This window comes from Streptomyces sp. NPDC020597, from assembly GCF_044335095.1.
Lineage (GTDB): Bacteria > Actinomycetota > Actinomycetes > Streptomycetales > Streptomycetaceae > Streptomyces.
The window spans coordinates 373,191-397,321 of sequence record NZ_JBIRUL010000003.1 but is presented as its reverse complement, the minus strand read 5'-3'; the positions used below and the strand labels follow the sequence as shown (position 1 = coordinate 397,321).

General features: G+C 72.5%; 20 protein-coding genes. 11 read left to right on the top strand and 9 right to left on the bottom strand.

Features of this window, described 5'->3' with window-relative positions:
• Positions 1 to 19: 19 nt before the first annotated feature.
• The gene (locus ACH4ZA_RS07915) at positions 20 to 439 is read right to left on the bottom strand and encodes a hypothetical protein (protein ID WP_319276315.1); all 420 of its coding nucleotides are present in this window, start codon (positions 437 to 439) and stop codon (positions 20 to 22) included.
• 245 nt (positions 440 to 684) lie between these two features.
• Complete coding sequence (rsmI, locus tag ACH4ZA_RS07910; protein WP_398428493.1) at positions 685 to 1,557, bottom strand: 16S rRNA (cytidine(1402)-2'-O)-methyltransferase; 873 nt, start codon at positions 1,555 to 1,557, stop codon at positions 685 to 687.
• A 63-nt stretch (positions 1,558 to 1,620) separates the two neighbouring features.
• Here rsmI and ACH4ZA_RS07905 point away from each other — a divergent pair, with 63 nt between their 5' ends.
• The 3 genes from ACH4ZA_RS07905 (at position 1,621) to ACH4ZA_RS07895 (ending at position 6,953) form a co-directional block, all read left to right on the top strand.
• Positions 1,621 to 3,372 (top strand): dolichyl-phosphate-mannose--protein mannosyltransferase, encoded by a 1,752-nt coding sequence (locus ACH4ZA_RS07905; RefSeq protein WP_398428492.1) that lies wholly within the window; start codon positions 1,621 to 1,623, stop codon positions 3,370 to 3,372.
• Between the two features lie 126 nt (positions 3,373 to 3,498).
• On the top strand, positions 3,499 to 5,133 hold the full coding sequence (locus ACH4ZA_RS07900; protein WP_398428490.1) for a penicillin-binding transpeptidase domain-containing protein: 1,635 nt from the start codon (positions 3,499 to 3,501) through the stop codon (positions 5,131 to 5,133).
• 143 nt (positions 5,134 to 5,276) lie between these two features.
• Positions 5,277 to 6,953 (top strand): penicillin-binding transpeptidase domain-containing protein, encoded by a 1,677-nt coding sequence (locus tag ACH4ZA_RS07895; RefSeq protein WP_398428488.1) that lies wholly within the window; start codon positions 5,277 to 5,279, stop codon positions 6,951 to 6,953.
• A 15-nt stretch (positions 6,954 to 6,968) separates the two neighbouring features.
• On the opposite strand, the gene ACH4ZA_RS07890 is transcribed toward ACH4ZA_RS07895, so the two are convergent.
• Positions 6,969 to 7,340 carry an SsgA family sporulation/cell division regulator gene (locus ACH4ZA_RS07890; protein WP_319276310.1) on the bottom strand — a complete coding sequence of 124 codons (372 nt, stop codon included), beginning with the start codon at positions 7,338 to 7,340 and terminating at the stop codon, positions 6,969 to 6,971.
• 208 nt (positions 7,341 to 7,548) lie between these two features.
• Here ACH4ZA_RS07890 and ACH4ZA_RS07885 point away from each other — a divergent pair, with 208 nt between their 5' ends.
• The 6 genes from ACH4ZA_RS07885 to ACH4ZA_RS07860 all read left to right on the top strand — a co-directional run bounded on the left by ACH4ZA_RS07885 (position 7,549) and on the right by ACH4ZA_RS07860 (position 12,526).
• Positions 7,549 to 8,616, top strand: coding sequence for an energy-coupling factor ABC transporter permease (locus ACH4ZA_RS07885; protein ID WP_398428487.1), 1,068 nt, complete (start codon positions 7,549 to 7,551; stop codon positions 8,614 to 8,616).
• 4 nt (positions 8,617 to 8,620) lie between these two features.
• Positions 8,621 to 9,382 carry a cobalt ECF transporter T component CbiQ gene (gene cbiQ / locus ACH4ZA_RS07880; RefSeq protein ID WP_319276308.1) on the top strand — a complete coding sequence of 254 codons (762 nt, stop codon included), beginning with the start codon at positions 8,621 to 8,623 and terminating at the stop codon, positions 9,380 to 9,382.
• Positions 9,370 to 10,173 carry an energy-coupling factor ABC transporter ATP-binding protein gene (locus ACH4ZA_RS07875; RefSeq protein WP_398428486.1) on the top strand — a complete coding sequence of 268 codons (804 nt, stop codon included), beginning with the start codon at positions 9,370 to 9,372 and terminating at the stop codon, positions 10,171 to 10,173. The genes cbiQ and ACH4ZA_RS07875 overlap by 13 nt, the downstream gene beginning before the upstream one ends.
• Complete coding sequence (locus ACH4ZA_RS07870) at positions 10,170 to 10,640, top strand: MarR family transcriptional regulator (RefSeq protein WP_319276306.1); 471 nt, start codon at positions 10,170 to 10,172, stop codon at positions 10,638 to 10,640. Before ACH4ZA_RS07875 ends, ACH4ZA_RS07870 begins: the two co-directional genes overlap by 4 nt.
• A 157-nt stretch (positions 10,641 to 10,797) precedes the next feature.
• Complete coding sequence (locus ACH4ZA_RS07865) at positions 10,798 to 11,280, top strand: organic hydroperoxide resistance protein (protein ID WP_398428484.1); 483 nt, start codon at positions 10,798 to 10,800, stop codon at positions 11,278 to 11,280.
• Between the two features lie 76 nt (positions 11,281 to 11,356).
• Complete coding sequence (locus ACH4ZA_RS07860) at positions 11,357 to 12,526, top strand: serine hydrolase domain-containing protein (RefSeq protein WP_398428482.1); 1,170 nt, start codon at positions 11,357 to 11,359, stop codon at positions 12,524 to 12,526.
• Positions 12,527 to 12,653: 127 nt separating this feature from the next.
• Here the strand turns inward: ACH4ZA_RS07860 and ACH4ZA_RS07855 are convergent, their stop codons facing one another.
• The 3 genes from ACH4ZA_RS07855 to ACH4ZA_RS07845 form a co-directional block, all read right to left on the bottom strand.
• On the bottom strand, positions 12,654 to 12,941 hold the full coding sequence (locus ACH4ZA_RS07855; protein WP_319276304.1) for a DUF1876 domain-containing protein: 288 nt from the start codon (positions 12,939 to 12,941) through the stop codon (positions 12,654 to 12,656).
• An 84-nt stretch (positions 12,942 to 13,025) separates the two neighbouring features.
• The gene (locus ACH4ZA_RS07850) at positions 13,026 to 13,871 is read right to left on the bottom strand and encodes an EamA family transporter (protein WP_398428481.1); all 846 of its coding nucleotides are present in this window, start codon (positions 13,869 to 13,871) and stop codon (positions 13,026 to 13,028) included.
• Positions 13,868 to 14,359: a YbaK/EbsC family protein gene (locus ACH4ZA_RS07845; protein WP_398428479.1), complete on the bottom strand. Its 492-nt coding sequence runs from the start codon at positions 14,357 to 14,359 to the stop codon at positions 13,868 to 13,870. Before ACH4ZA_RS07845 ends, ACH4ZA_RS07850 begins: the two co-directional genes overlap by 4 nt.
• 215 nt (positions 14,360 to 14,574) lie before the next feature.
• Here ACH4ZA_RS07845 and ACH4ZA_RS07840 point away from each other — a divergent pair, with 215 nt between their 5' ends.
• A complete protein-coding gene (locus tag ACH4ZA_RS07840) occupies positions 14,575 to 16,539 on the top strand; it encodes a YncE family protein (protein WP_398428477.1) in 1,965 nt (654 codons plus the stop codon).
• A gap of 87 nt (positions 16,540 to 16,626) precedes the next feature.
• On the opposite strand, the gene ACH4ZA_RS07835 is transcribed toward ACH4ZA_RS07840, so the two are convergent.
• The 3 genes from ACH4ZA_RS07835 to ACH4ZA_RS07825 form a co-directional block, all read right to left on the bottom strand.
• Positions 16,627 to 17,223, bottom strand: coding sequence for a lamin tail domain-containing protein (locus ACH4ZA_RS07835; RefSeq protein WP_398428475.1), 597 nt, complete (start codon positions 17,221 to 17,223; stop codon positions 16,627 to 16,629).
• A gap of 307 nt (positions 17,224 to 17,530) precedes the next feature.
• The gene (locus tag ACH4ZA_RS07830; protein ID WP_398428474.1) at positions 17,531 to 19,732 is read right to left on the bottom strand and encodes an MMPL family transporter; all 2,202 of its coding nucleotides are present in this window, start codon (positions 19,730 to 19,732) and stop codon (positions 17,531 to 17,533) included.
• A gap of 149 nt (positions 19,733 to 19,881) precedes the next feature.
• Positions 19,882 to 20,490 (bottom strand): TetR/AcrR family transcriptional regulator, encoded by a 609-nt coding sequence (locus ACH4ZA_RS07825; RefSeq protein WP_319276298.1) that lies wholly within the window; start codon positions 20,488 to 20,490, stop codon positions 19,882 to 19,884.
• Between the two features lie 184 nt (positions 20,491 to 20,674).
• Between ACH4ZA_RS07825 and ACH4ZA_RS07820 the strand changes: the two genes are divergently transcribed.
• Positions 20,675 to 24,025: a S41 family peptidase gene (locus ACH4ZA_RS07820; protein ID WP_398428472.1), complete on the top strand. Its 3,351-nt coding sequence runs from the start codon at positions 20,675 to 20,677 to the stop codon at positions 24,023 to 24,025.
• Positions 24,026 to 24,131 lie beyond the last annotated feature (106 nt).

The following is a 24,131-nucleotide window of genomic DNA, read 5'->3' as shown; positions in this document are numbered from 1 at the left end:
CTCCCCGGCCGGCTCCCGGCTAGCTCGCCTTGCGGAACGGGTGCAGCAGGTCGGAAAGGTGCCAGTGGTGCTGGGGCTGTCCCTGCGGGCCGCCCTCGGGCTGCCCCTCGGCCGCCGTCACCGGCGCCTGGACCGGTCCGGCCGGGGACGTCTTGCGCTGACGGGCGGCGCTCAGCACCGAGGAGACCTGACCGGCCCGCATGATGCGCACGATGTGCCCGTCGCAGTTCTGGCAGGCCGGCCGGCTCAGCGGCGACGGCACGACACGCCCGTTCGCCACGTAGAGGACGAACTCGTGGCCGTCGGCGTCGGTGTGGTGCTCGATCTCGTACGACTGTTCCCAGCCGTGCCCGCAGCGCATGCAGGCGAAGGAGTACGACTCGTTGACGACGGCGCTCGCGCCGCCGCGGAGGCCGGTCTGCCCTGTGATGTCACTCATGACCGCTCCCGTGGTCCGCTGGTGGGACGGTTCACGTCCCGTCGTCCAGTGGACGCCTCCCCCGCGGCGAATGCACTCGACCTGTGCACTGTTGAAGCCGATTTGGGTGTCCCTTGCCCCAGGGCCCGCGGTCCTTTGCCCGCGCATGGGGCGCACGCTCAGACGACATGCGCCCTGCTCAGAGGGGGTGTGAGCCCCTTCACACCGCCCCGGCGCCAGCCGTCACGGCGGGACCGGCACACCCGTCACAGCACACCGGAGTTCTTCGCGGCCACCACCGCGTCGAACACTTCGCGCTTGGGCAGTCCGGCCTCCGCCGCGACCGCCGCGATGGCCTCCTTGCGGCGTTCGCCGGCTTCCTCGCGCACCCGCACACGCCGTACGAGCTCCGTCGCGTCGAGCTCCTCGGGCCCGCGTTCCGGCGCGCCGGTGACGACGACGGTGATCTCGCCCCGCACGCCCTCGGCCGCCCACCGGGCCAGTTCGCCGAGCGGGCCGCGCTTGACCTCTTCGTACGTCTTGGTCAGTTCGCGGCAGACGGCGGCCCGCCGGTCCGCGCCGAACACCTCGGCCATCGCGGCGAGGGTGTCGTCGAGCCGGTGGGGGGCCTCGAAGTAGACGAGCGTGCGGCGCTCGTCGGCGACGTCGCGCAGCCGCGACAGCCGTTCGCCCGCCTTGCGCGGCAGGAACCCCTCGAAGCAGAACCGGTCGACGGGCAGCCCGGACAGGGCCAGCGCGGTGAGCACCGCGGACGGACCGGGGACGGCGGTGACGCGGACGTCCCGCTCCACGGCGGCGGCGACCAGCCGGTAGCCGGGGTCGGAGACCGAGGGCATCCCGGCGTCGGTGACCAGCAGCACCCGTGCGCCGCCGACGAGTTCCTCGACCAGCTCGGGTGTGCGGGCGGCCTCGTTGCCCTCGAAGTAGGACACCACCCGACCCTTGGGCGTCACGCCCAGGGCCTGGGTCAGTCGGCGCAGTCGGCGGGTGTCCTCGGCGGCGATGACGTCGGCGCCGGTCAGTTCGTCGGCAAGGCGCGGCGGGGCGTCCGCGACGTCGCCGATCGGCGTGCCGGCGAGGACGAGGACTCCGGGGGCGGTTCGGGGCGTGGCTGTCACGTTTCCATCCTCGCAGGGGGAGAGACACGGGACTCACACAGACGTGTTCCCTACGATGGCGCGGTGACCAGTACCGCGTCCTCCATGGACTCCACGGACTACCGGCAGGACCCGGCGCCGCACGACCGGCGGCCGTCGTGGCAGCAGCGGCTGCGCCGTTTCGGCTGGCCGGCGCAGTCCTCCGCCGACGTCCGGGAGCGTCTGCTGCCGCCGTTCGCGCAGCCCGGCCCGCGGCTGTGGCAGGCGCTCGGCGTCCCGTACGCATGGGCGGACCGGATCGTGCGCTGGTCGCCGTGGCTCGGTCCGCTGCTGGTCACGCTGTTCGTGGGCGTGCTGCGGTTCTGGCATCTGGGCAGCCCCAGGGCGGTGATATTCGACGAGACGTACTACGCGAAGGACGCGTGGGCGCTCGTCCACCGCGGGTTCGAGGTCAACTGGGACAAGAACGCCAACGACGCCATCCTCTCCTCGGGCGGTCATGTCCCGATCCCGGGGGACGCGGCGTACGTCGTGCATCCGCCGGTCGGGAAGTACGTGATCGGGCTGGGCGAACTGCTCTTCGGCTTCGACCCGTTCGGCTGGCGGTTCATGACGGCGGTGCTCGGCACGCTCAGCGTGCTGATGCTGTGCCGGATCGGCCGCCGCCTCTTCCGCTCCACGTTCCTCGGCTGCCTCGCGGGCGCGCTGATGGCGGTGGACGGACTGCACTTCGTGATGAGCCGCGCGGCCCTGCTCGACGGGGTGCTGATGTTCTTCGTGCTGGCGGCGTTCGGCTGTCTGGTGGCCGACCGGGACTGGGCTCGCGCGCGACTCGCCGCGGCGCTCGAACCGGACGCCGACGGCCGCTGCCGCCCGGACGCGCACCTCGCGGAGACGACCCGCATCGGGTGGCGGCCCTGGCGCTGGGTGGCGGGCCTGATGCTGGGCCTGGCCATCGGCACGAAGTGGAACGGCCTGTACATCATGGTCGCGTTCTGTCTGATGACGGTGCTGTGGGACGTCGGCTCGCGCAGGGTGGCGGGGGCCCGGCGCCCGTTCCTGGCGGTGCTGAAGCGGGACACGGGCTTCGCGTTCCTGGCGACGGTGCCGATCGCGCTGGTCACCTACCTGGTGTCGTGGACGGGCTGGATCCTGTCCGCCACGGACGGCAAGGGCGGCTACTACCGCAACTGGGCGGCCACCGACGGCAGGGGCGGCAGCTGGACGTGGCTGTTCCCCGACTGGTGGCGGAGCCTGTGGCACTACGAGCACGAGGTGTACGAGTTCCACACCCACCTCACGTCGCCGCACACGTACCAGTCGAACCCGTGGAGCTGGCTCGTCCTCGGCCGTCCGGTCTCCTACTTCTACGAGTCCCCGGCGCCCGGCACGGACGGCTGTCCGACGGACGCGGGCGAGAAGTGCGCGCGCGAGGTGCTGGCCATCGGCACCCCGCTGCTGTGGTGGGCGGCCTGTTTCGCGGTGCTGTTCGTGCTGTGGCGCTGGCTGTTCCGCCGTGACTGGCGCGCGGGCGCGATCGCCTGCGGCATCGCCGCCGGCTACCTGCCGTGGTTCATGTACCAGGAACGCACGATCTTCCTCTTCTACGCCGTCGTCTTCCTGCCCTTCCTGTGTCTGGCGGTGGCCATGATGATCGGCGCCCTCGTCGGCCCCCCGGGCTCCAGCGACACCCGCCGCGTCGCGGGCGCCACGGGCGCGGGCGTCCTGGTCCTCCTGATCGCCTGGAACTTCATCTACTTCTGGCCCCTCTACACCGGCCAGGCCATCCCGATCGACGACTGGCGTTCACGGATGTGGCTGGACACGTGGGTCTAACAATTGCGGAAACTCCCGCCCCGGGCGTGGTGTCAGCGCTTACTGTGAGGCTGAGCGCGAATTTCTGAACGCGTTCAGAAACGACCCGCGAGGGTCGCCACGGGGACTACGGGGAGGACGCGGAACATGCGTAAGGGGGCAAAGGCGGCCATAGTCGGCTCGGTGTTCGCCGTAATGGTGGGCGGGGCCGGGTACGGGGCCTACAACGTGGTGAACGCGCTGAGCGACACCGGCGGCAGCGGCGGGCCGGGAGGCGCGGAGCCGGTGGCCGTCAAGAGCGGGCCGCCGAGCGACTCCGAGGTGAAGGACACCAGCGCCGCGTTCTTCGCGGCCTGGGAGAAGGGGCAGGCCGCGACCGCCGCCGGGCTCACCAACAACGCGGCGAAGGCCGGGCCGCTGCTGACCTCGTACGGCCAGGCCGCGCACATCACGGGCGTGAAGATCACACCGGGCGAGAGGGCGGGCGACAGCGTGCCCTTCGCGGTGAAGGCGACGGTGACGTACGACGGGAAGTCCAAGCCGCTCGCCTACCGGAGCCGGCTGACGGTCGTGCGGGGCGTCACCACCGGCAAGGCGCTGGTCGACTGGCAGCCGTCGGTCGTCCATCCCGCGCTCAGGAACATGGACGACACCCTGGTCACCGGCGGCTCGTCGGCGCCGTCGATCGAGGCCGTGGACCGGGACGGCAAGGTGCTGACGAAGGAGAAGTACCCCTCCCTGGGGCCGGTCCTGGACCAGTTGCGCACCAAGTACGGGGCGAAGGCGGGCGGGACGCCGGGCATCGAGCTGGCGATCCGGCACGCCGCGCCCGACACCGCCGACACCCCGCTGCTGACGCTCGCCGAGGGCAAGGCGGGCAGGCTGCCCACCACCCTCAGCGCGAGCGTGCAGGCGGCGGCGGAGAAAGCGGTCAAGAAGTACCCCCAGTCGTCGGTGGTGGCCGTCAAGCCGAGCACCGGCGAGGTCCTGGCCGTCGCCAACAACCGCACCGACGGCTGGAACGCCGCCTTCCTGGGCGAGGTCGCGCCCGGCTCCACGATGAAGATCGTCAGCGCGGCCACCCTCATCGACAACGGGCTCACCACCGCGAACGGACCCGCGCCCTGCCCGTCCTCGGCCGTCTCCGAGAGCCAGACCTTCAAGAACATCACCGGCATGAAGGCCGACGAGGGCGCGACCCTCTCCAAGAGCTTCGCCGTCTCCTGCAACACGGCATTCGTGAAGTTCGCCGACTCGGTGAAGGACGACTCGCTGACGAACGAGGCCAGGGACCGCTTCGGCATCGGCCTCGACTGGCAGACCGGCATCCCCTCGTTCGACGGCTCCGTCCCGGTCTCCGCCGGCCCGGACACCGCGGCCGGCCTGATCGGACAGGGCAAGGTCCAGATGAACCCGCTGAACATGGCCTCGGTGACCGCGACCGCGATCACCGGCGCCTTCCGGCAGCCGGTGATCGTGCCGCTCAGCCTCGACGGCCGCGACCCTGCCCACGCGAAGGGGCTGTCGCAGAGCACCGTCCAGCAGCTGCGCTCCATGATGAACCGGACCGCGACCAGCGGCACCGCCGCCCAGGTCATGGCCGGGCTGAGCGGCCGCATCGGCGCGAAGACCGGCTCCGCCGAGGTCGACGGACAGGCCCGCTCCGACAGCTGGTTCACCGGCTACCGGGGCGACGTCGCGGCCGCCGCGATGACCCAGGACGGCGGCCACGGGATCGACGCGTCGGGGCCGATCGTCGCGGAGGTGCTGCGGGCCGGCTGAACCGTGACCGAAGTGGCCGACGTCACCTATGACGTCACTCGACCGCGACGGGACTCTAGGCTGTTGCCGTCGTTGGGGTCGGTGAGGGCAACGAGGGCAGCGGGGCGGGGGGAAGCCCCAGGGGATCCGGAGGATCGCACGCAGTGGGCAAGAGAAGGCGCGTCGAAGAGCAGCGCAGCAAGCGGCGTCCCGCCGTGGCCGGCGGCATGATCGCCGTAGTCGTCGCGGGCGCCGGGTTCGGCGTCTACGCGCTGTACGGCGGGGCGGCGGCCGACGACGGTTCCGCCGCGGCCGCGGACGGCAGGCAGGTGCCGCGGGTCAGGGCCGATCCGCCGTCGGCGGCCGAGGCCAAGACCGTGGCCGAGCGGTTCCTCACGGCCTGGCAGGGGGGCAAGGTGGCCCAGGCGGCCGCCGCCACGGACGACTCCGCGGCCGCCTCCGCCCTGCTGACCGGCTACGGCAAGGACGCCCACGTCACGGGCGTCGCCCTCAGCGCCGGCGAGGCCAAGGGCGCCAGGGTCCCGTTCCGGGTGAAGGGCACGGTGACGTACAAGGACGTCAGCAAGCCGCTGTCGTACGCCAGCGCGCTCACCGTGGTCCGCAATCCGAAGAACGGGAAGGCGCAGGTCGACTGGCACGCCTCGGTCGTCCACCCGGACCTGCAGGACGGCGACCGGCTCGTCACCGGCGCGTCGGGCACCCCGCCGGTCAAGGCCGTCGACCGCGACGGCGGCGAGCTGACGGTCGCGAAGTACCCTTCCCTGGCCCCGGTGCTGGACGGGCTGCGGGAGAAGTACGGCAAGAAGGCCGGCGGCAAGGCGGGCGTCGAGCTCCAGATCGTCCGGGGCAAGGCGGCCAAGGCGAAGAAGGCCTCCGACAAGACGCTGCTGGAGCTCAGCAAGGGCACGCCGGGCACCGTGAAGACCACGCTGAAGGCGGCCCTCCAGACGGCCGCCGAGCAGCAGGTGGCGAAGACCGCGAAGTCGTCGGTCGTCGTGCTGCGCCCCTCCACGGGCGAGATCCTCGCGGTGGCCAACGCCGGTCACGGCTTCAACACCGCGTTCAACGGCTCGCTGGCGCCCGGCTCCACGATGAAGGTCGTCACGTCGTCGCTGCTCATCGAGAAGGACCTGGCGTCGGCGGACAAGACGCACCCCTGCCCGAAGACGTTCACCTACGGCGGCTGGAAGTTCCACAACGACGACGACTTCGAGATCACCGGCGGCACGTTCAAGGCGAGCTTCGCCCGCTCCTGCAACACCGCCTTCATCAGCCAGGCGCCGGAGCTGGACGACGACAGCCTGACCAAGCAGGCCCAGCAGGTGTTCGGTCTGTCGATGAACAACTGGTCGATCGGCGTCCCGTCCTTCGACGGTTCGGTGCCGGTGCAGTCGAAGGCGCAGATGGCGGCCTCGCTGATCGGCCAGGGCGGGGTCCGGATGAACCCGCTGAACATGGCGTCGGTCGCCGCGACCGTGAAGTCGGGCTCCTTCCACCAGCCGTACCTGGTCGCCCCGTCCGTGGACGACCGCACGCTGGCGAAGGCCTCCCGCACGATGTCGGCGTCCACACTGTCCCAGCTGCGGGAGCTGATGAACTACACCGCCGCGGCCGGCACCGCCGCCGAGGCGATGTCCGGCCTCGGCCCGGACTACGGCGCCAAGACGGGCTCGGCGGAGGTCGACAACCAGGACAAGCCCAACGGCTGGTTCACCGCCTACCGGGGCGACCTCGCGGCCGCGGGCGTGGTCCAGGCGGGCGGCCACGGCGGGGACACGGCGGGCCCGATCGTGGCGTCGCTGCTGCGGCTGGGCGGCTGACGGCCCGCGGCGTGATCAGTACGCCTGGTGGCTGACGGGCCGCTGATGCGCCGTGGCCGTGTAGGTGCGGCGCAGGAACCGCACCAGGGTCTTCGACTCGAACTGGACGACCGAGACGCCGTGCGCGGAATGGAACTCCACGATGGCCTGGACCCGCCCGCACGGCCACACCCGGACCTCTCCGGTGCCGGCCGGGGCGCGCAGGCCCTGTTCGAGGAGGTTGCGGGAGAACGTCCACTCGTGCCGGTCGGGCAGTCCGACCCGCACCGAGCGGGGGTCGCTGTCCGGGTCGTAGCGCAGGACGACGGGAACCGCCGTCCGTTCCTCGTCGACCTGGTCGGCGTCCGTGACGATATGGGCTCGCGCGTACTGTTCGACTACAGACATCGGCCGACCCTCTCACGCAGCGTGACCTGTGCGGAAGCTGTGCGTCCACTCCCTTCCAATGTCCCACATTTTCCGCGACGCGCTCCTTCGAGCAGGCATATCTCATCTGTGCGATGCGGCGCGCCCGCGGGAGCGCACTGCAACGCGCTTCGATGCACAAGCTCCTCGCTCTTGCGAACCGTTCGCATCAAGCCACTATCATCGTCGGGTGCACGTACCCGACGGATTCATCAACGCCCCGACCTCCGCCGTGACCGGAGTCGTCGCAGCGGGCGCCATCGCCGTGAGCCTGCGCGGTGCGCGCCGCGAGCTCGACGACCGCACGGCGCCGCTGGCCGGCCTCGTCGCGGCGTTCATCTTCGCCGTGCAGATGCTCAACTTCCCCGTCGCGGCGGGGACCAGCGGCCATCTGCTCGGCGGTGCGCTCGCCGCGATACTCGTGGGTCCCTTCACCGGCATCCTGTGCGTGTCCGTGGTCCTGCTCATGCAGGGCGTCCTCTTCGCCGACGGCGGACTCACCGCCCTCGGCGTGAACATCACCGACATGGCCATCGTGACGACGGTCGTCGCGTACGCCGTCTTCCGCGGCCTGGTGAAGTTGCTGCCGCACGGTCGCCGGTCCGTCACGGTCGCGTCCTTCCTCGCCGCCGCGCTGTCCGTGCCCGCCGCCGCCGTGGCCTTCACGTTCCTGTATTGGATCGGCGGCACCACCGACGTGGCCATCGGCAAGGTCGCCACCGCCATGATCGGCGTGCATGTGCTGATCGGCGTCGGCGAGGCCGTGATCACCGCGCTGACCGTGGGCGCCGTGCTCGCGGTGCGGCCGGACCTCGTCCACGGCGCCCGCGGCCTGCGGCAGACGCTCCGGCTGCGGGTGAACGGCGAACTCGTCGACGCCCCGGCGGCCGACGCGGCGCCCGCCGGCTCCGCCCTCCCGGCGGCGGCGCGCACGTCGCGGCGCACACTGTGGGTGACGGGCCTGGTCACCTCGCTCGTGCTGGCCGGATTCGTCAGCTTCTACGCCTCCGCGAGCCCCGACGGCCTGGAGAAGGTCGCCGCCGACAAGGGCATCGACGCGAAGACCGGGAAGCACGCGACCTCCGACTCCCCGCTCGCCGACTACGGCGTCAAGGACGTGACGAACGCCCGCCTGTCCGGCGGCCTCGCCGGCGTCATCGGCGTCGGCGTGACCGTCGTCGGCGGCAGCGCGGTGTTCTGGGCGGTGCGCAGGCGACGCGGCGCCGACGTGTCCCCCACGGCCGTAGAGAACGTCTGAGGCCATGGGAGCAGGCCACGCCCACCGGCTCTACCTGCACGGGCACTCCCCCGTGCACGGTCTGCCGCCGCACACCAAACTGGCCGCCGTCCTCGCGTTCGTGGTCGTCGTCGTGTCGACGCCCCGGGAGGCGATGTGGGCGTTCGGCCTGTACGCGCTGCTGCTGGCCTTCGTCGCGCATCGCGCGCGCGTGCCCGCCGGCCTCCTGCTGAAGCGGCTGCTGATCGAGGCGCCGTTCGTCGCGTTCGCCGTGCTGATGCCGTTCGTCGCGGAGGGCGAGCGGGCCGACGTCCTCGGACTGTCCCTCAGCGTCGACGGGCTGTGGGGCGCCTGGAACGTGCTCGCGAAGGGCACTCTGGGCGTCGCCGCGTCCGTGCTGCTGGCGTCCACCACCGAACTGCGCGAGCTGCTGCTCGGGCTGCAGCGGCTGAAACTGCCGCCGCTGCTCGTGCAGATCGCCTCCTTCATGATCCGTTACGGCGACGTCATCACGGACGAGATGCGGCGCATGCGGATCGCCCGGGAGTCACGCGGCTTCGAGGCCCGCGGGGTGCGGCACTGGGGGGTGCTCGCGAAGTCGGCGGGCGCGCTCTTCATCCGCTCCTACGAGCGCGGCGAACGCGTGCACCTGGCCATGCTCAGCCGGGGGTACGCCGGTTCCATGCCGGTGATCGACGAGGTGAGCGCGTCCCGGGCCCAGTGGTCGTACGCGCTGGCCCTCCCGTTCGCCGCTCTCGTCGTCTGCGTGCTGGGATGGGCCCTATGACCGATGTGACGAGCTCCCCCGACGCGACGGCGCCCTCCGGCGTGCCGGCCTCCCTCGACGTGGCCGGCCTCGCCTTCGCCTACCCCGACGGCCACCAGGCCCTGTTCGGCGTGGACTTCCGCGTCGCGCGCGGGGAGCGGGTCGCGCTGCTCGGGCCGAACGGCGCCGGCAAGACGACCCTCGTGCTGCACCTCAACGGCATCCTGACCGGCGGGACCGGCACGGTGACGGTGGCCGGACTGCCCGTGGACAAGCGGCACATGGCCGAGATCCGGCGCAGGGTCGGCATCGTCTTCCAGGACCCGGACGACCAGCTGTTCATGCCGACCGTCCGCGAGGACGTGGCGTTCGGGCCGGCGGCGGCCGGACTGAAGGGGGCCGCGCTGGAGGCGCGGGTCGACCACGCGCTCACGCAGGTGGGCATGGCGGAGTTCAAGGACCGTCCTCCGCACCACCTCTCCTTCGGGCAGCGGCGCCGGGTGGCCGTCGCGACGGTCCTCGCGATGGAGCCGGAGATCCTCGTCCTGGACGAGCCGTCCTCCAACCTCGACCCCGCCTCGCGTCGCGAACTGGCCGACATCCTGCGGGCGTTGGACGTCACGGTGCTGATGGTCACGCACGATCTGCCGTACGCCCTGGAGCTCTGCCCGCGCGCCCTGGTCCTCAGCGAGGGCGTGATCGCGGCGGACGGCCCGACGGGCGAGCTGCTCGCCGACGAGGCCCTGATGCGCGCCCATCGCCTGGAGCTGCCCTTCGGGTTCGACCCGCGCTCCGCGACAATGGGCGCGTGACTGACGAGGAACCCGCCGCCGACCGCTCGCTGCTGCTCCTCGACGAGCAGCTGTGCTTCGCGCTGTACGCGGCCCAGCGCGCGGTGACGGCCGCCTACCGCCCGTTGCTGGACGAGCTGGGCCTGACCTACCCGCAGTACCTCGTGCTGCTGGTGCTGTGGGAGCGCGGCGAGACGAGGGTCAAGGACCTGGCGTCGGCGCTGCGGCTGGACTACGGCACGGTGTCGCCGCTGCTGAAGCGCCTGGAGGCGGCGGGGCTGGTGCGCCGGGAGCGCGCGGCGCACGACGAGCGTTCGGTGCTGGTGGCGTGCACCGGCCCCGGCGAGAAGCTGAGGGAGCGGGCGGAGCGCGTCCCCGGGTCGCTGCTCGCGTCGACGGGACTGGAGACGGCGGAGATCGCGCGGCTGCGCGAGGAGCTGTGGGGTCTCGCGGAGCGCGCGCACCCGACGGCGGACCGCGCCCGCTAGGACCGGCTCGGGCGCCGGACCGTCCGGCCGGCCGCACAGCTCCGCGGCCCGCACGAAAGTTACCGCAGGTTACTCCTCCCTGCCCGGGACGCACCTACCTACCGGCCGGTACCTTGTGCACGATGTAATTGGGGAAGATGTTTGGGGAGGGACCGCCGTGACAGAGGGCGCCGCAGTCGGCACGAAAGAGACCGCCGGGACGGCCGGCACCGCCGACACCCGTCCGACGAAGATCATGTACGTCGCCGAGGCCACCGCGCACGGGGGCCGCGACGGGTTCGTGACCAGTCAGGACGGCCAGATCGCGCTGAAGGTGGCGATGCCGCCGCAGCTCGGCGGCGACGGCGACGGCACCAACCCGGAGCAGCTCTTCGCGGCCGGCTACAGCTCCTGCTTCCACAACGCGCTGATCCTGGTCGGCAACCGGGCGGGCTACGACCTGACGGGGTCGACGGTGGCGGCGAAGGTCGGGATCGGCCCGAACAGCAGCAAGGGCTACGGGCTCGCGGTGGCGCTCAGCGTCTCGCTGCCCGTGCTGGACCCGGGCCTCGCGGAGAAGCTGGTCGACGCGGCGCACCAGGTGTGCCCCTACTCGAACGCCACGCGCGGCAACATCGATGTAACGATCATTCTCGGCTGACGGGACGACGGAATCGCAGGCTCGCCGCGCGCGTTGCCCGATGAGTTGAAGGCGATCTGCGAGAGGACGTACGGGCGTGGACGTGAACGGTGCGGTGGCCGAGGGCTTCGAGCCGGTCCGGGAGGCGTTCGCACGCAACTTCGCGGCGCTCGGCGACCGGGGCGCGGCGGTCGCCGTCTACCGCGACGGCCGCAAGGTGGTCGACCTGTGGGGCGGCACGAAGGACGTCGACGGCACGGCCCCCTGGGAGCAGGGCACGGCCCAGATCGTGCGCTCGGCGACCAAGGGCGTGGTCGCCGCCGCGCTCCTGCTGCTGCACCAGCGCGGCGAGCTCGACCTGGACGCGCCCGTGGGCACGTACTGGCCCGAGTACAAGGCGGCCGGCAAGGAGCGCACCCTCGTGCGGCATGTCCTCGCGCACCGCGCGGGCGTGCCGGTCCTCGACCGGCCGCTGACGCCCGCCGAGGCCGCCGACCCCGACCTGGGCGCGGCGGCGGTCGCGGCGCAGGCCCCCGTCTGGGAGCCCGGGACGGACCACGGCTACCACGCGCAGACCTACAGCTGGCTCACCGGCGAGCTGGTGCGGCGGATCACCGGGCGGCCGGTCGGCGAGTGGATCGCCGACGAGATCGCCCGGCCCGCCGGCGCCGACCTGTGGCTCGGGCTGCCGGCGGCGGAGCGCGGGCGGGCGGGGCGCGTGGGCCAGGTGGAGACGCCGGCGCAGACGGGCGCGCTGCGGACCCGGCCCAAGCCCGCCGTCACCGCGGCGTACGCCGATCCGGCCTCCCTCACCCGCCGCGCCTTCGCCGCGATCACCCCGCTGCCCGACGAGAACGACGCCGCGTACCGGGCCGCCGCCCTGCCCGCCTCCAACGGCATCGCGACCGCCGAGGGCCTGGCCCGCTTCTACGCGTCGTTGATCGGTGACGTGGAGGGCGGGGTGCGGCTGCTGCGGCCGGAGACGGTGGAACTCGCGCGCGGCGAGCAGTCGTCGGGACCGGACCGGGTCCTGGTGGTGAACACGCGGTTCGGCCTCGGCCCCATGCTGCACGGCGCCGCCTCCCCGCTGCTGTCGCCCCGCGCCTTCGGCCACCCGGGCCGCGGCGGCGCCCTCGGCCTCGCCGACCCGGAGTCGGGGATCGCCTTCGCCTATGTCACCAACGGCTTCCGGACGAGCGTGACGGCGGACCCGCGGGCGCAGGCACTGCTGCGGGCGCTGCGGACGGCCACCGCGGCGACGTCGTGACGGCGCCGGCATCGGCATCGGCATCGGCATCACGGTGACGGACACCGGTGCCGGATGCCGGATGCCGGATGCCGGATGCCGGATGCCGGATGCCGGATGCGGGATGCGGGATGCCGGGTGACGGCGTCTAGACGTTGATCGGGTGCGACGTCCGTCCCGAGGCGTCGTCGATCTCGGTGTGCGCCTTGGTCAGCAGCTGCATGGCGATCTCGTTGAGCGCGCGGGCGCCGGCGATCTCCTCGCCGACCCGTGGCTGGTCCGCGTCCACGGTGTGCCGGCTGGCGTGCCCCTGGGACCGCACCTCGGTCCCGTCGGGCAGCCGCACCAGCGCGACCGCGCGCGTGTGCCGGTCGTCCTCCTCGAACTCCAGCTCGACATGCCATCCGACCGTGGTGCGTGTTGCGGTGTGCGTCATGACGGTCACCTCCGAAGCCTGTGGTTCCAGGGTGCGCCTCGGAGCGAGCGGCCGCACCCAGCGGACGGCCCGGGCCGGCGGGCGTCAGCCCGGGTGGAGCATCAGACCGATGCCGGCGACCAGCAGCCCGGCGGCGACGAGGCGGGGCACGCCGAACCGCTCCTTGAAGAACAGCGCCCCGATGGCGGCCCCGACCAGCACCGACGACTCGCGCAGCGCTGCGACCGGGGCGAGTTCGGCGCGGGTCTGCGCCCACAGCACGAGGGCGTAGGCGAGGACGGACAGGGCCGAGCCGAGCAGGCCGAGGGCGGCGAAGGGGCGCAGGACGGCGAGGGTCCGGCCGCGCCACCGGTGCACGGCGTACGCCGGGACGACGGCTCCCTGCACGGCCATCAGCCAGGCGATGTACCCCAGGGAGGAGCCGGAGGCGCGGACGCCGAGGCCGTCGACGACCGTGTACGCCGCGATGGTCGCCCCGGTGGCGAGGGCGGCTCCGATGGCCGCCCCGTCGGGCCGCCGCCCGCGCAGCCCCCAGAGGGCGACGCCGGTCAGCCCCGCGCAGGACAGCGCGATCCCGGCGGCCGCCGGGCCGTCGGGCGTCTCGTGCGCGAAGACGGCGGCCAGGACGGTGACGACGAGGGGCGCCGAGCCGCGCGCCAGCGGGTACGCCTGCCCGAAGTCGCCGAGCCGGAACGCGCGCATGAGCAGCGCGTAATAGGCGATGTGGATCACCGCGGAGCACATCAGGTACGGCCAGGCACGTGCCGCCGGGCACGCGGTGAACGGCGCGAGCACGAGGCCGATGAGCATGCCGCCGCCGGCGATGAGCGCGAACCCGGCGAGCTTGTCGGTGATCCGGTGCGCGATGGCGTTCCAGCCGGCGTGGGTGACGGCGGCGAGCAGGACGGCGGCGGTGACCAGGGGGGTCACGCGGTGCGTTCGCGGACGTCCACGAGGGCCGCGCCCGCGTGCCGGATCAGCGCGTCGGGAGCGATGGGGAAGACGGCGTGCGGATCGCCGGCCGCCGCCCAGACGACGCCGTGCGCCAGGAGACCCCGGTCGGCGAGGACACGCGTGCGCGTGCGGTGCCCGAAGGGCGGCACCCCGCCGATCGCGTACCCCGTCGTCTCCCGCACGACGTCGGCGGCCGCCCGCGTCACGCGCTGCGCGCCGAGTTCCTGCCGCACGCGCTCGACGTCGACCCGGGAGGCCCCGTCCATCAGCACGAGGACCGGCGCGCCGTCCGCCGCGAAGACGAGGGACTTGCAGATCTCGGCCGGTTCGCAGCCGATCGCGGCGGCGGCCTCCGCGGCGGTTCGGGTCGCGTCGGGGAAGCGGCGGACGCGCGGGGTCAGCTCGTCGAGGCCGAGCTCGCTCAGGGCCTGGGCGAAGCGGGGGTGGGCGCCGGTGGTCGTCATGCGCGGCACGCTAGCGAGGGTGGCGACGGGCGCGCGAGCGGAATTGTCCGGTAAGCGTCCGGGGCGGCGCGAAATCCCGTCCCCGTTGTCATTGGCATGCCATACGCTGCTGCTCTGCCGCGTTCACGCGCCCGCTGCGGGTGCGAAGGGGGGACGCAGGCGTTCATCACGCCCGGCGGACACACCGGGCTCTTTTCCTGGGGGTTCCCATTTCTGTGCGCAGGCGCAGCATCTCGGCCGCGACGACGCTCGCGGTCGTCCTCAGCTCCGCGGTACTCGCCGCGGGTTCGGCGGGAGTGGCCGTGGCCGACTCCGCCAACATCCTTCCGGTGGAGTCGGTCGGCGACATGGTCGTGGACGGCGCCCACCAGCGGGTCTACGTCTCCGACCCGCGCGGCGGCAAGATCGTCGTCACCGACTACGCGGGCGCCGTCAAGGCGACCCTGACCGGGTTGTCCGGCGTGAGCGGCCTCGCGCTGTCCGCCGACTCCGGGCACGTGTACGCGGCCGTCACGAACGGCGGCCGGATCGTCTCGGTGGAGACCGGGACGTACACCGAGACCGCCAGCTACCCGGTGGGTGCGGCTCCGGGCGACCTGGAGGTCGTGGACGGCCGGATCTGGTTCGGCTACGGCTCCGACTTCGGCTCGCTCGACGTCTCCGGCGCCGAACCCGTCGTCCGCCTCTCCCAGCGCGGGGACGGCGACTTCTCCGGCACCGCGCTCCTGGGCGCCGACCCGGCCGTCCCGGGCGTCCTCGTCGCCGGCAACGGCGGCCGGGTCGCCGTCTACGACCTCTCGGCCGACGGGGCCACGCTGCGGGCCAAGGGCGACATGGACGGGTCCGTGAAGCAGCTGGACCTGACGCCCGACGGCAAGCAGGTCCTCACCTCGTGGGGCTCGCCCGGCTTCGGCTACGGCATCGGCGCCTACTCGACCTCCGACCTCGCCGAGCAGTCCGGCTACCCCATCGACGCGTACCCGAACGCCGTGCGGGTCGCATCCGACGGCAGCATCGCGGGCGGCAGCTTCTCCTGGTACGACCCCGACGTCCACGTCATCCGGCCGGGCGCGACGACGCCGGTGCGCGAGTACGACTTCCCCAACACCGGCAACAGCAGCGGCGCCGACACCCTCGTCGACGGCGCGCTCGCCTGGGCGCCGGACAGCAGCCGGGTGTTCGCGGTCTCCGTGAACACCGCGGACGTCTTCACCCTGCGCGCGCTGACGGACCCGACCAAGGAGGTTCCGGCGCTGAAGGTGACGGCTCCGGTCAAGGCGGAACGCGCCAAGCAGCTCACCGTCACCGGCCGGCTGACCTCGGCGACGCCGCTCCCGGCCGGCACCGCCCTCAAGGTGACCCGGGCGGACCTCGAGTCGCCGGGCGGCAAGGTCCTCGCCCCGGTCAAGACCAAGGCCGACGGCTCGTTCGCGTTCACGGACGTCCCGCCCGCCGGCGGCAAGGTCACCTACCGGGTGTTCTTCGCGGGCGACGCCGCTCACGCGGCCACCGTGGGCTCCGACGTGGTGGCCGTCTCGCGCAAGGCGACCGCGCTCAGCATCACCAACAACGGCAAGCTGTACGCGTACGGCAAGGACGTCACGTTCACGGCGCACCTGGGCGCGACGTACCGGAACCGCACGGTGGCGATCTACGTCGACCCCGCCGGCTCCGACAAGCCGAAGAAGCTGGTCAAGAACGCCCGGGTCAACTCGCAGGGCAACCTGTCGGTGGTCGTCGACATGACCCGCGACACGGCTGTCACCGCCGTCTTCGCGGGCGACGCGCGCAGCGCCGACAAGACCGCGAAGTCCACCGCGGGCGCCTACGCGCAGGTCTCGACCGCCGTCTCCCGGCACTACAAGACGGCGCGGATCGGCTCCACGACGTACTCCTACTTCCGCAAGAACACCGACCCGTTGTTCACCACGACCATGAACTACTACGCCGGCCGCCAGCAGCGCCTGCAGGTCCAGGTCTACTACCAGGGTTCCTGGTACGACTCCGGGTCCCAGTACTTCCCGGTGGGCGCCAACGGGAAGTCGGCCGTCACGCTGGAGGCCCCGGGCGAGGCGGGCATCCGCGCCCGGATCCGCTCGTCGTACATCGACGGCTCCTCCGGCGACAACGTCAACGCGACGACGCACGGCGCCTGGAAGTACATCGTCTTCACCAACTGAGCACGGGCCGCGGGCGGATCCGCGGCATGACAAGGCGACGCGCCCGCCCCGGAAGGGGACGGGCGCGTCGCGCGTGATGGGGCGGGGTCAGCGGCGGTCGTCGCCGTGGTGGCGGTTGTCCCCGTGGTGGCGGTCGTCGCCGTGGTGGCGGTTGTCGCCGTGGTGGCGGTTGTCGCCGTGGTGGCGGTTGTCCCCGTGGTGGCGGTCGTCGCCGTGGTGGCGGTTGAAGCCCCAGGACTCCTGGTCCACGCGGCGGCCGTGGTCGTCGCGCAGGGTGGCGGTGTCGGAGCGGTTGTCCCACACCTCGCGACGGCGGTCCTGGTACAGGTCGGTGCGGGTGTCGCGGCCGATGCCGGTGTGGACGCGCACCGTGGAGCGCGGGGCCAGCCGGTAGTTGCGGAAGGTGTACTTGTCGCCGCGGTCGTCGGAGAGCGTCCACCCGTCCAGGTTGACGCCGTGACGGGTGGTGTTGGTCAGCTCCACCCACTCCTTGTTCAGGGAGAAGGCCGAGCGGTCGTCGCGACCCGGTGCGTCGTAGCGCACGGCGCTGATCTCCACCTGCGGCCGGTTCGGACGCGAGGCGGCGGTGGCGGCCGACGCCGGCAGTGTCGCCGCTCCGGTCACAGCGGCGGCGACGATCGCGACGGCGGTGAGACGACGGGCGGAAACAGAGGAAACGGACACAAGGTCTCCTTGCTTGGTGCGGTGTGCGGCCCCTCGGCCGCAGAACCAGATTGCCCACCGGGCCCGTCCCAAGTGGCTCAATACCGCTGCACGTTACGAATCATGCACATTCCGGTGACAGTAGCCTTCCATGTCCATCTATGTCCTGAACACACCGGATCCGTTGGGCCACCGGCCCCGTGGGGTCTGAGCGCGTGACGCCGTCACCCGATAGTGGGTCACGAGACGGGTCGTCAAGAAAAAAGCCGGTGAGGGCGCCCCGTCCCCACGGAGCCCTCACCGGCGGTCTTTCGGACAGCCCGACGTGTCAGGCGCGGACCAGTTCGCGGTCCTCTTCGCCCGCGTCGGACGGGGTGCGCAGTCCCTCGCCCTCGACGTCCACGTTGGGCAGGGCGCGGTCCAGCCACTTCGGCAGCCACCAGGCCCTCTTGCCGAGCAGCGCGAGCACCGCCGGGACGATCGCCATGCGGACGACGAACGCGTCGAAGAAGACGGCGATCGCGAGGCCGAAGCCGATCGTCTTGATGATGGACTCGCCGGAGCTGATGAAGCCGCCGAACACGGCCATCATGATGATCGCGGCGGCGACCACCACCTTGGCGCTGTGCCGGAAGCCGGTGACGATGGCCTGGCTCGGGCTCTCGCCGTGGACGTACGCCTCCCGCATCCGGGTCACGAGGAACACCTCGTAGTCCATCGCGAGGCCGAACACCACGCCCACCATGAAGATCGGCGTCATCGACATGATCGGGCCGGTCTCCTCGACGCCGATCAGGCCGCCGAGCCAGCCCCACTGGAAGACCGCGACCACGGCACCGAGCGCGGCGAGCACGCTGAGCAGGAAGCCGAGGGCCGCCTTCAGCGGGACCAGGACGGAGCGGAAGACCACGATCAGCAGCAGGAAGGCCAGGCCGACGACCAGGCCCAGGTACGGGATCAGCGCGTCGTTGAGCTTCTGCGAGAAGTCGATGTTCATCGCGGTGGTGCCGGTGACCAGCACCCGCGCGCCGGTGTCGGCCCTGACGTCGGCGCCCTGGTCACGGATGGCGTGCACCAGGTCCTCGGTCTGGGTCGAGGACGGCTTGGAGCCGGGGATCACGGTGATGGTGGCGGTGTCGCCGGCCTTGTTGAACATCGCCGGGGTGACCGTGGCGACGTCCCCGAGCTTCTTGATCCCGTCGGTCACCGAGGTGGCCGCGGCCTTGGGGTCGTCGCTGTTCGCGGCGTCGACCACGATCAGCAGGGGGCCGTTGAACCCGGGGCCGAAGCCCTCCGACAGCAGGTCGTAGGCCCGGCGCTGGGTCGTGGACGTCGGCTGCGAGCCGTCGTCGGGCAGACCCAGCTCCAGCTGGGCGACCGGGAGGGCGATCGCGCCGAGACCGACCACGCCGAGCAGCAGCACGACGGCCGGACGACGGACGACGAAGCTGGCCCAGCGGACGCCCGGCCCGGGCTTGTCCTGCTCGCCCTTCACGGCGGCCGGCCTGCGCTTCTCGCCGGTGGCGCGGACCTTCCTGCCCGCGTAGCCGAGCAGTGCCGGGACCATGGTCAGCGCGATGAGGACGGCGACCACGACCGTGCCCGCCGCGGCGAGGCCCATCTTGGTCAGCATGGGCACGTTGACGACCGCGAGGCCCGCCAGGGCGATGACGACCGTGAGGCCGGCGAAGACGACGGCCGAGCCTGCGGTGCCGGCGGCGCGGCCGACGGCCTCCTCGCGGTCGCGGCCCTCGGCGAGCTCGCTGCGGTAGCGGGAGACGATGAACAGCGCGTAGTCGATGCCGACCGCGAGGCCGATCATCAGCGCGAGGGTGGAGGTGGTGTCGCCGAGGTCGAGCGCCTTGGCGAGGACGGTGATGGTGGAGACGCCGATGCCGACGCCGATGATCGCGGTGAGCAGCGGCAGCCCGGCCGCGACCAGCGAGCCCAGGGTGAGGACGAGGACGACGGCGGCGATCGCCAGGCCGATGACCTCGCCGATCGCACCGGGTTCGGCGCCGGCCTGGAGGGCGTCGCCTCCGACGTCGACGGTCAGCCCGGTGGCCCGTGCCGTGTCGCCCGCCGCCTCGAGGGCGTCCCGGGTCGAGTCCTGCAGCTCCATGCCGGGGACGTCGTACTTGACGGAGGTGTAGGCGACCGTCCCGTCCTTGCTCACGGCGTGCGTCGTGAAGGGGTCGGTGACGGAGGTGACCTCGGAGCCGTCACGGAGGGCCTTGACGGCCTTGTCGACGGTCGCCCGGTTGGCGGCGTCGGTCATCTTCTGGCCCTCGGGCGCCTTGAAGACGATGCGCCCGGTCCCGCCGTCGGCGCTGGCCCCGGGGAAGCGCTGTTCCAGCAGATCGAAGGCCTTCTGGGCCTCGACTCCCGGTATGGAGAAGGAGGTTGTCCCGGCGGCGGGCGCGGAGGCGGCGCCGACGCCGGCGAGGGTCAGCAGCGCCACCCATATGAGGGCGACGAAGTGGCGGCGGCGGAAGGCGAGCCGGCCGAGTCGGTAAAGGAACGTGGCCACGGAGGCGTACTCCCGGTCAGGTCGTGGTGTAGGGGCCGCGGCTGCGGCACGGGCCCCGGGGGCAGGGTTGACCAACCCGGCGGGGAGGCAGGGGTGATCGGCCCGACGACGTGAGCGGTGACGTCAGGTTGGGCGGACCGTGGGGACGGTCAGGTGGCGGGGTTCGGCGCGCAGAGGGCGGGGAGCACCACGGCGTCGATGTACTTGAGGAGGAATTCCTGCGTCGGGGGCTGCTCGTCGAGCAGCGTCCGGGCCGCGAACGCCCCGATCATCATGTGCATCATGAACTCGGCCGCGGGGTTGTCCGCGCGGACTTCCCCCCGGTCGGTCGCCCGTGACAGCAGCAGGCGGAACTCGGCCAGCTCCGGTTCGATGAGGTGTTCCTTGAACGCCTTCAGCAGGTCCGGATTGTCGTGGACGGCCATGGCGAGCCCCCGCATGAGCGCGGAGTTCTGCTCCATCTGGCAGTCGTCCGAACGCAGGGTGAGGGCGTGCAGGTCGCCACGCAGGGACCCGGTGTCGATCTCACCGAGGGAGCCGCCCGGCTTGCTGTGCCGGACCGCCTTCGCCACCAGCTCGGGCTTGCCGCCCCACTGGCGGTAGAGCGTCGCCTTGCTGGACCTGGTGCGGGCGGCGACGGCGTCCATGGTGAGGGCGTCGTAGCCGACTTCACGGAGGAGTTCGAGCACGGCCTCGTACAGCTCGGCCTCGCGCTCGGGGGTGATGCGGCTGCGACGTGCCGTTGCGACCTCGGTCATTGCGCTCACCTTCCCACTCCGCACCGCCACAGTCTCCTGTTCTTACACGCCGAATGTAGCGCATCGCGCTGCGAAACGAAACTGTTTCGTACGTGTCCTGGCTCACGCCGTCGCCTGCGTGATCGTCCATGACACGCCTTTGTCATAAGTTGCTCCGGTCCATCCCCCGGAAAAGCATGGGGAGGTGAGCTATCTGCGTCTGCCCCATCTCAGCGGTGACCTGTTGTGCTTCGTGGCCGAGGACGACCTCTGGCTGACCCCTCTCGACGACCCCCGGCGGGCGTGGCGGCTCACCGTCGACCGCACCAAGGCCGGCCACCCGCGCTTCTCCCCCGACGGCCGCCACATCGCGTACACGAGCTGGCGCAGCCTCGTCCCGGAGATCCATGTGGTCCCGGTGGACGGCGGCCCGGGGCGGCGCCTCACGTACTGGGGCAGCGCCGACACCCAGGTCCGCGGCTGGACGCCCCCCGACCCGGACGGGAACGCCGACATCCTCGCCGTCGCCTCCCACGGTGAGCCGTTCTCCTACTTCACCTGGTCCTACAAGGTCCCCACCGACGGCTCGCCCGGCAGCAAGCTCCCCTGGGGCCCGGTCTCCGACCTCCAGGTCGCCGACCTCGGCGGCGAGCGCCGCACCCTCCTGCTCACCGGCACCCCGCCGCACGAGCCGGCCGCCTGGAAGCGCTACCGCGGCGGCGCCACCGGCCGCCTGTGGCTGCACGGGCGACGCCTGCTGGAAGGCCTCGACGGACACCTCGCCTGTCCGCTCTTCGTCGGCGACCGCATCGCCTTCCTCTCCGACCACGAGGGCGTCGGCAACCTGTACTCCTGCGCCCACGACGGCTCCGACCTGCGCCGGCACACCGACCACGACGCCTTCTACGCCCGGCACGCCGCCGGCGACGGCTCCCGCGTCGTCTACCAGTGCGCCGGCGAGCTGTGGATCGTCGACGACCTCGCCGCCGGCTCCGCGCCGCGCCGCGTCGACGTGCGCCTCGGCGGGCCGCGGGCCGGACGGCGCCCGTACCAGATCCCGGCCGCCCAGCACGTGGACGGCATCTCCGTCGACGAGACCGGACGCGCGAGCGCCGTCGCCGTCCGCGGCAGCCTCTACTGGCTGACCCACCGGGACGGGCCCGCCCGGACGATCACCGACACGCCCGGGGTGCGGGTGCGGCTGCCGGAGATGCTCGGCTCGGGCGGCCAGGTCGCCTACGTCACCGACGCGGACGGCGAGGACGCCGTCGAGGTCGCCTACCTGCCGCGCGCCAGCGGCGACCGTGCGCCGCGCCGGCTGGCCTCCGGAAGACTCGGACGGGTGCTCGAGATGGTGGCCGACCCGGAGGGCGAACGGCTCGCGATCGCCTCGCACGACGGCCGGCTGCTGCTCGTCGACGTGCGCCAGGACCCGGAGGGGGGCTCCCTCGCGGAGGACGCCGAGCCCGCGGAGGACGCCGAGCCCGCGGAGGTCACGAAGGACGCGAAGGACGAGGTCACCGAGCTGATCGCGTCGGTCAACGGACCCGTGCGCGATCTGGCGTTCTCGCCGGACGGCGGCTGGCTGACCTGGTCGCACCCGGGCATCGGCCGCTCCCTGCGGCAGATCAAGATGGCCCGCGTCCCCGGCATGGCGACGGACGAACGGCTGATCGTCGACGTCACCGACGGACGGTTCGAGGACGAGAACCCGGTCTTCACCCGGGACGGCCGCTATCTCGCGTTCCTGTCCTGGCGCGGCTTCGACCCGGTGTACGACGTGCACACCGGCGACCTGTCCTTCCCGCTCGGCTGCCGCCCCTACCTGGTGCCGCTGTCCTCGGCCACCCCCTCGCCCTTCGCGCTGACCCCGGAGGGCCGTCCGGCCGCCGGCGGCCTGGACCCGCTGCAGGACGGCGAGGGCGGGGAGGCCGGCGACGGGACCGTGACCGTCGAGGCCGAGGGCCTGGAGAGCCGCGTCACCCCCTTCCCCGTGCCGGCGTCCAAGTACTCCGCCCTCCACCCGGTCGCGGGCGGCGGACTGGTGTGGCTGCGCTGGCCGATCTCCGGCGCGCTGGGCGAGACGTTCGCGAACCCCGACGACACCAGCGGCCGGCCGACGCTGGAGCACTTCAGCATCGGCAAGGCCCGCAGGTCCGAACTCGTCGACCACCTCGACTGGTTCGCGCTCAGCGGCGACGGCACCCGGCTGGTCGTCGTCGACGAGGGCGATCTGCGGGCGGTGCCGTCGGCCGAGACCGGGGACCCGGACTCCACGGTCTGGATCGACCTGCGGCGCATCCTGCACGAGGTGGACCCCGGCGCCGAATGGCGACAGGCGTACGAGGAGGCCGGCCGGCTGATCCGCGCCTACTTCTGGGACCCCGGGATGTGCGGCATCGACTGGGACGCGGTGCTCGACCAGTACCGCCCGCTCGTCGAACGCGTCGCGTCCCCCGACGAGTTCGCGGACCTGCTGCGCGAAGTGCTGGGCGAACTCGGCACGTCCCACGCCTACGTCACCGCCGCCCGCCGCAACGAGGGGCCGCCCCACTACCAGCGCCTCCAGGGCCTGCTGGGCGCCAACCTCGTCCGCAGGGACGCCGGTTGGGCCGTCCGCCGGATCCTGCCCGGCGACTCCTCCGACTCCAAGGCCCGCTCACCGCTGGCGGGCACCGGCATCCGCGAGGGCGCGGTGCTCACCCACGTCGACGGCCGGCCCGTAGACCCGGTCACCGGCCCGTACCCGCTGCTGGCCGGAGCCGGCGGCACCACGGTCGAGCTCACCTTCGCCCCGGCCGAGGGCGAGGCGGGCCGCCCGCGCCGGGTGGCCGTCGTCCCGCTGGTCGACGAACGCCCCCTGCGCTACCAGGACTGGGTCGCCAAACGCCGTTCCGTCGTACGCGAGTTGAGCGGCGGCCGCTGCGGCTATCTGCACATCCCCGACATGGGCGGCTCGGGCTGGGCCCAGTTCAACCGCGACCTGCGCATGGAGGTGTCCAGGCCCGCGCTGATCGTGGACGTGCGCGGCAACGCGGGCGGCCACATCAGCGAGCTGGTCGTGGAGAAACTGACGCGCACGATCCTCGGCTGGGACCTCACCCGCGACGCCCAGCCGGTGTCGTACGCCTCGAACGCGCCGAGGGGCCCGGTGGTCGCGCTCGCCGACGAGGCGACCTCCTCGGACGGCGACATGATCGCGGCCGCCTTCAAACTGCTGAAGCTGGGACCGGTGGTCGGCCAGCGCACCTGGGGCGGCGTGGTCGGCATGACCGGGCGCCACCGGCTCGGCGACGGCACCGTCATCACCGTCCCGATGAACGCGGCCTGGTTCGACGCCTACGGATGGTCGGTGGAGAACCGGGGCGTCGCCCCCGACCTGGAGGCCATGCGCACCCCGCTCGACTGGGCCGAGGGCCGGTACGCCCAACTCGACGACGCCGTACGGCTGGCTCTCGACCTGCTCACCCTCACTCCTCCGGCGACCCCGCCGGACCTCACCGGCGTCCCCGACCGGTCCCGGCCGCCACTGCCGCCGCGCCGCACGGAGAACTGACGCCGGCGTGCGGCACGGAGAGACGCCGATGCGCGGCACGGGGAGCCGATGCGCACAGCGCTCGGGGCGCCCTTCCGAAGAAGGACGCCCCGAATCACCGGCCTGG

Bases quoted from the DNA above. Each gene is read 5' to 3' on its own strand.
- ACH4ZA_RS07915 (WP_319276315.1), bottom strand. From the start codon at position 439: ATGAGTGACATCACAGGGCAGACCGGCCTCCGCGGCGGCGCGAGCGCC.
- ACH4ZA_RS07900 (WP_398428490.1), top strand. From the start codon at position 3,499: ATGCGTAAGGGGGCAAAGGCGGCCATAGTCGGCTCGGTGTTCGCCGTA.
- ACH4ZA_RS07890 (WP_319276310.1), bottom strand. From the start codon at position 7,340: ATGTCTGTAGTCGAACAGTACGCGCGAGCCCATATCGTCACGGACGCC.
- cbiQ (WP_319276308.1), top strand. From the start codon at position 8,621: ATGGGAGCAGGCCACGCCCACCGGCTCTACCTGCACGGGCACTCCCCC.
- ACH4ZA_RS07875 (WP_398428486.1), top strand. From the start codon at position 9,370: ATGGGCCCTATGACCGATGTGACGAGCTCCCCCGACGCGACGGCGCCC.
- ACH4ZA_RS07855 (WP_319276304.1), bottom strand. From the start codon at position 12,941: ATGACGCACACCGCAACACGCACCACGGTCGGATGGCATGTCGAGCTG.
- ACH4ZA_RS07845 (WP_398428479.1), bottom strand. From the start codon at position 14,359: ATGACGACCACCGGCGCCCACCCCCGCTTCGCCCAGGCCCTGAGCGAG.
- ACH4ZA_RS07825 (WP_319276298.1), bottom strand. From the start codon at position 20,490: ATGACCGAGGTCGCAACGGCACGTCGCAGCCGCATCACCCCCGAGCGC.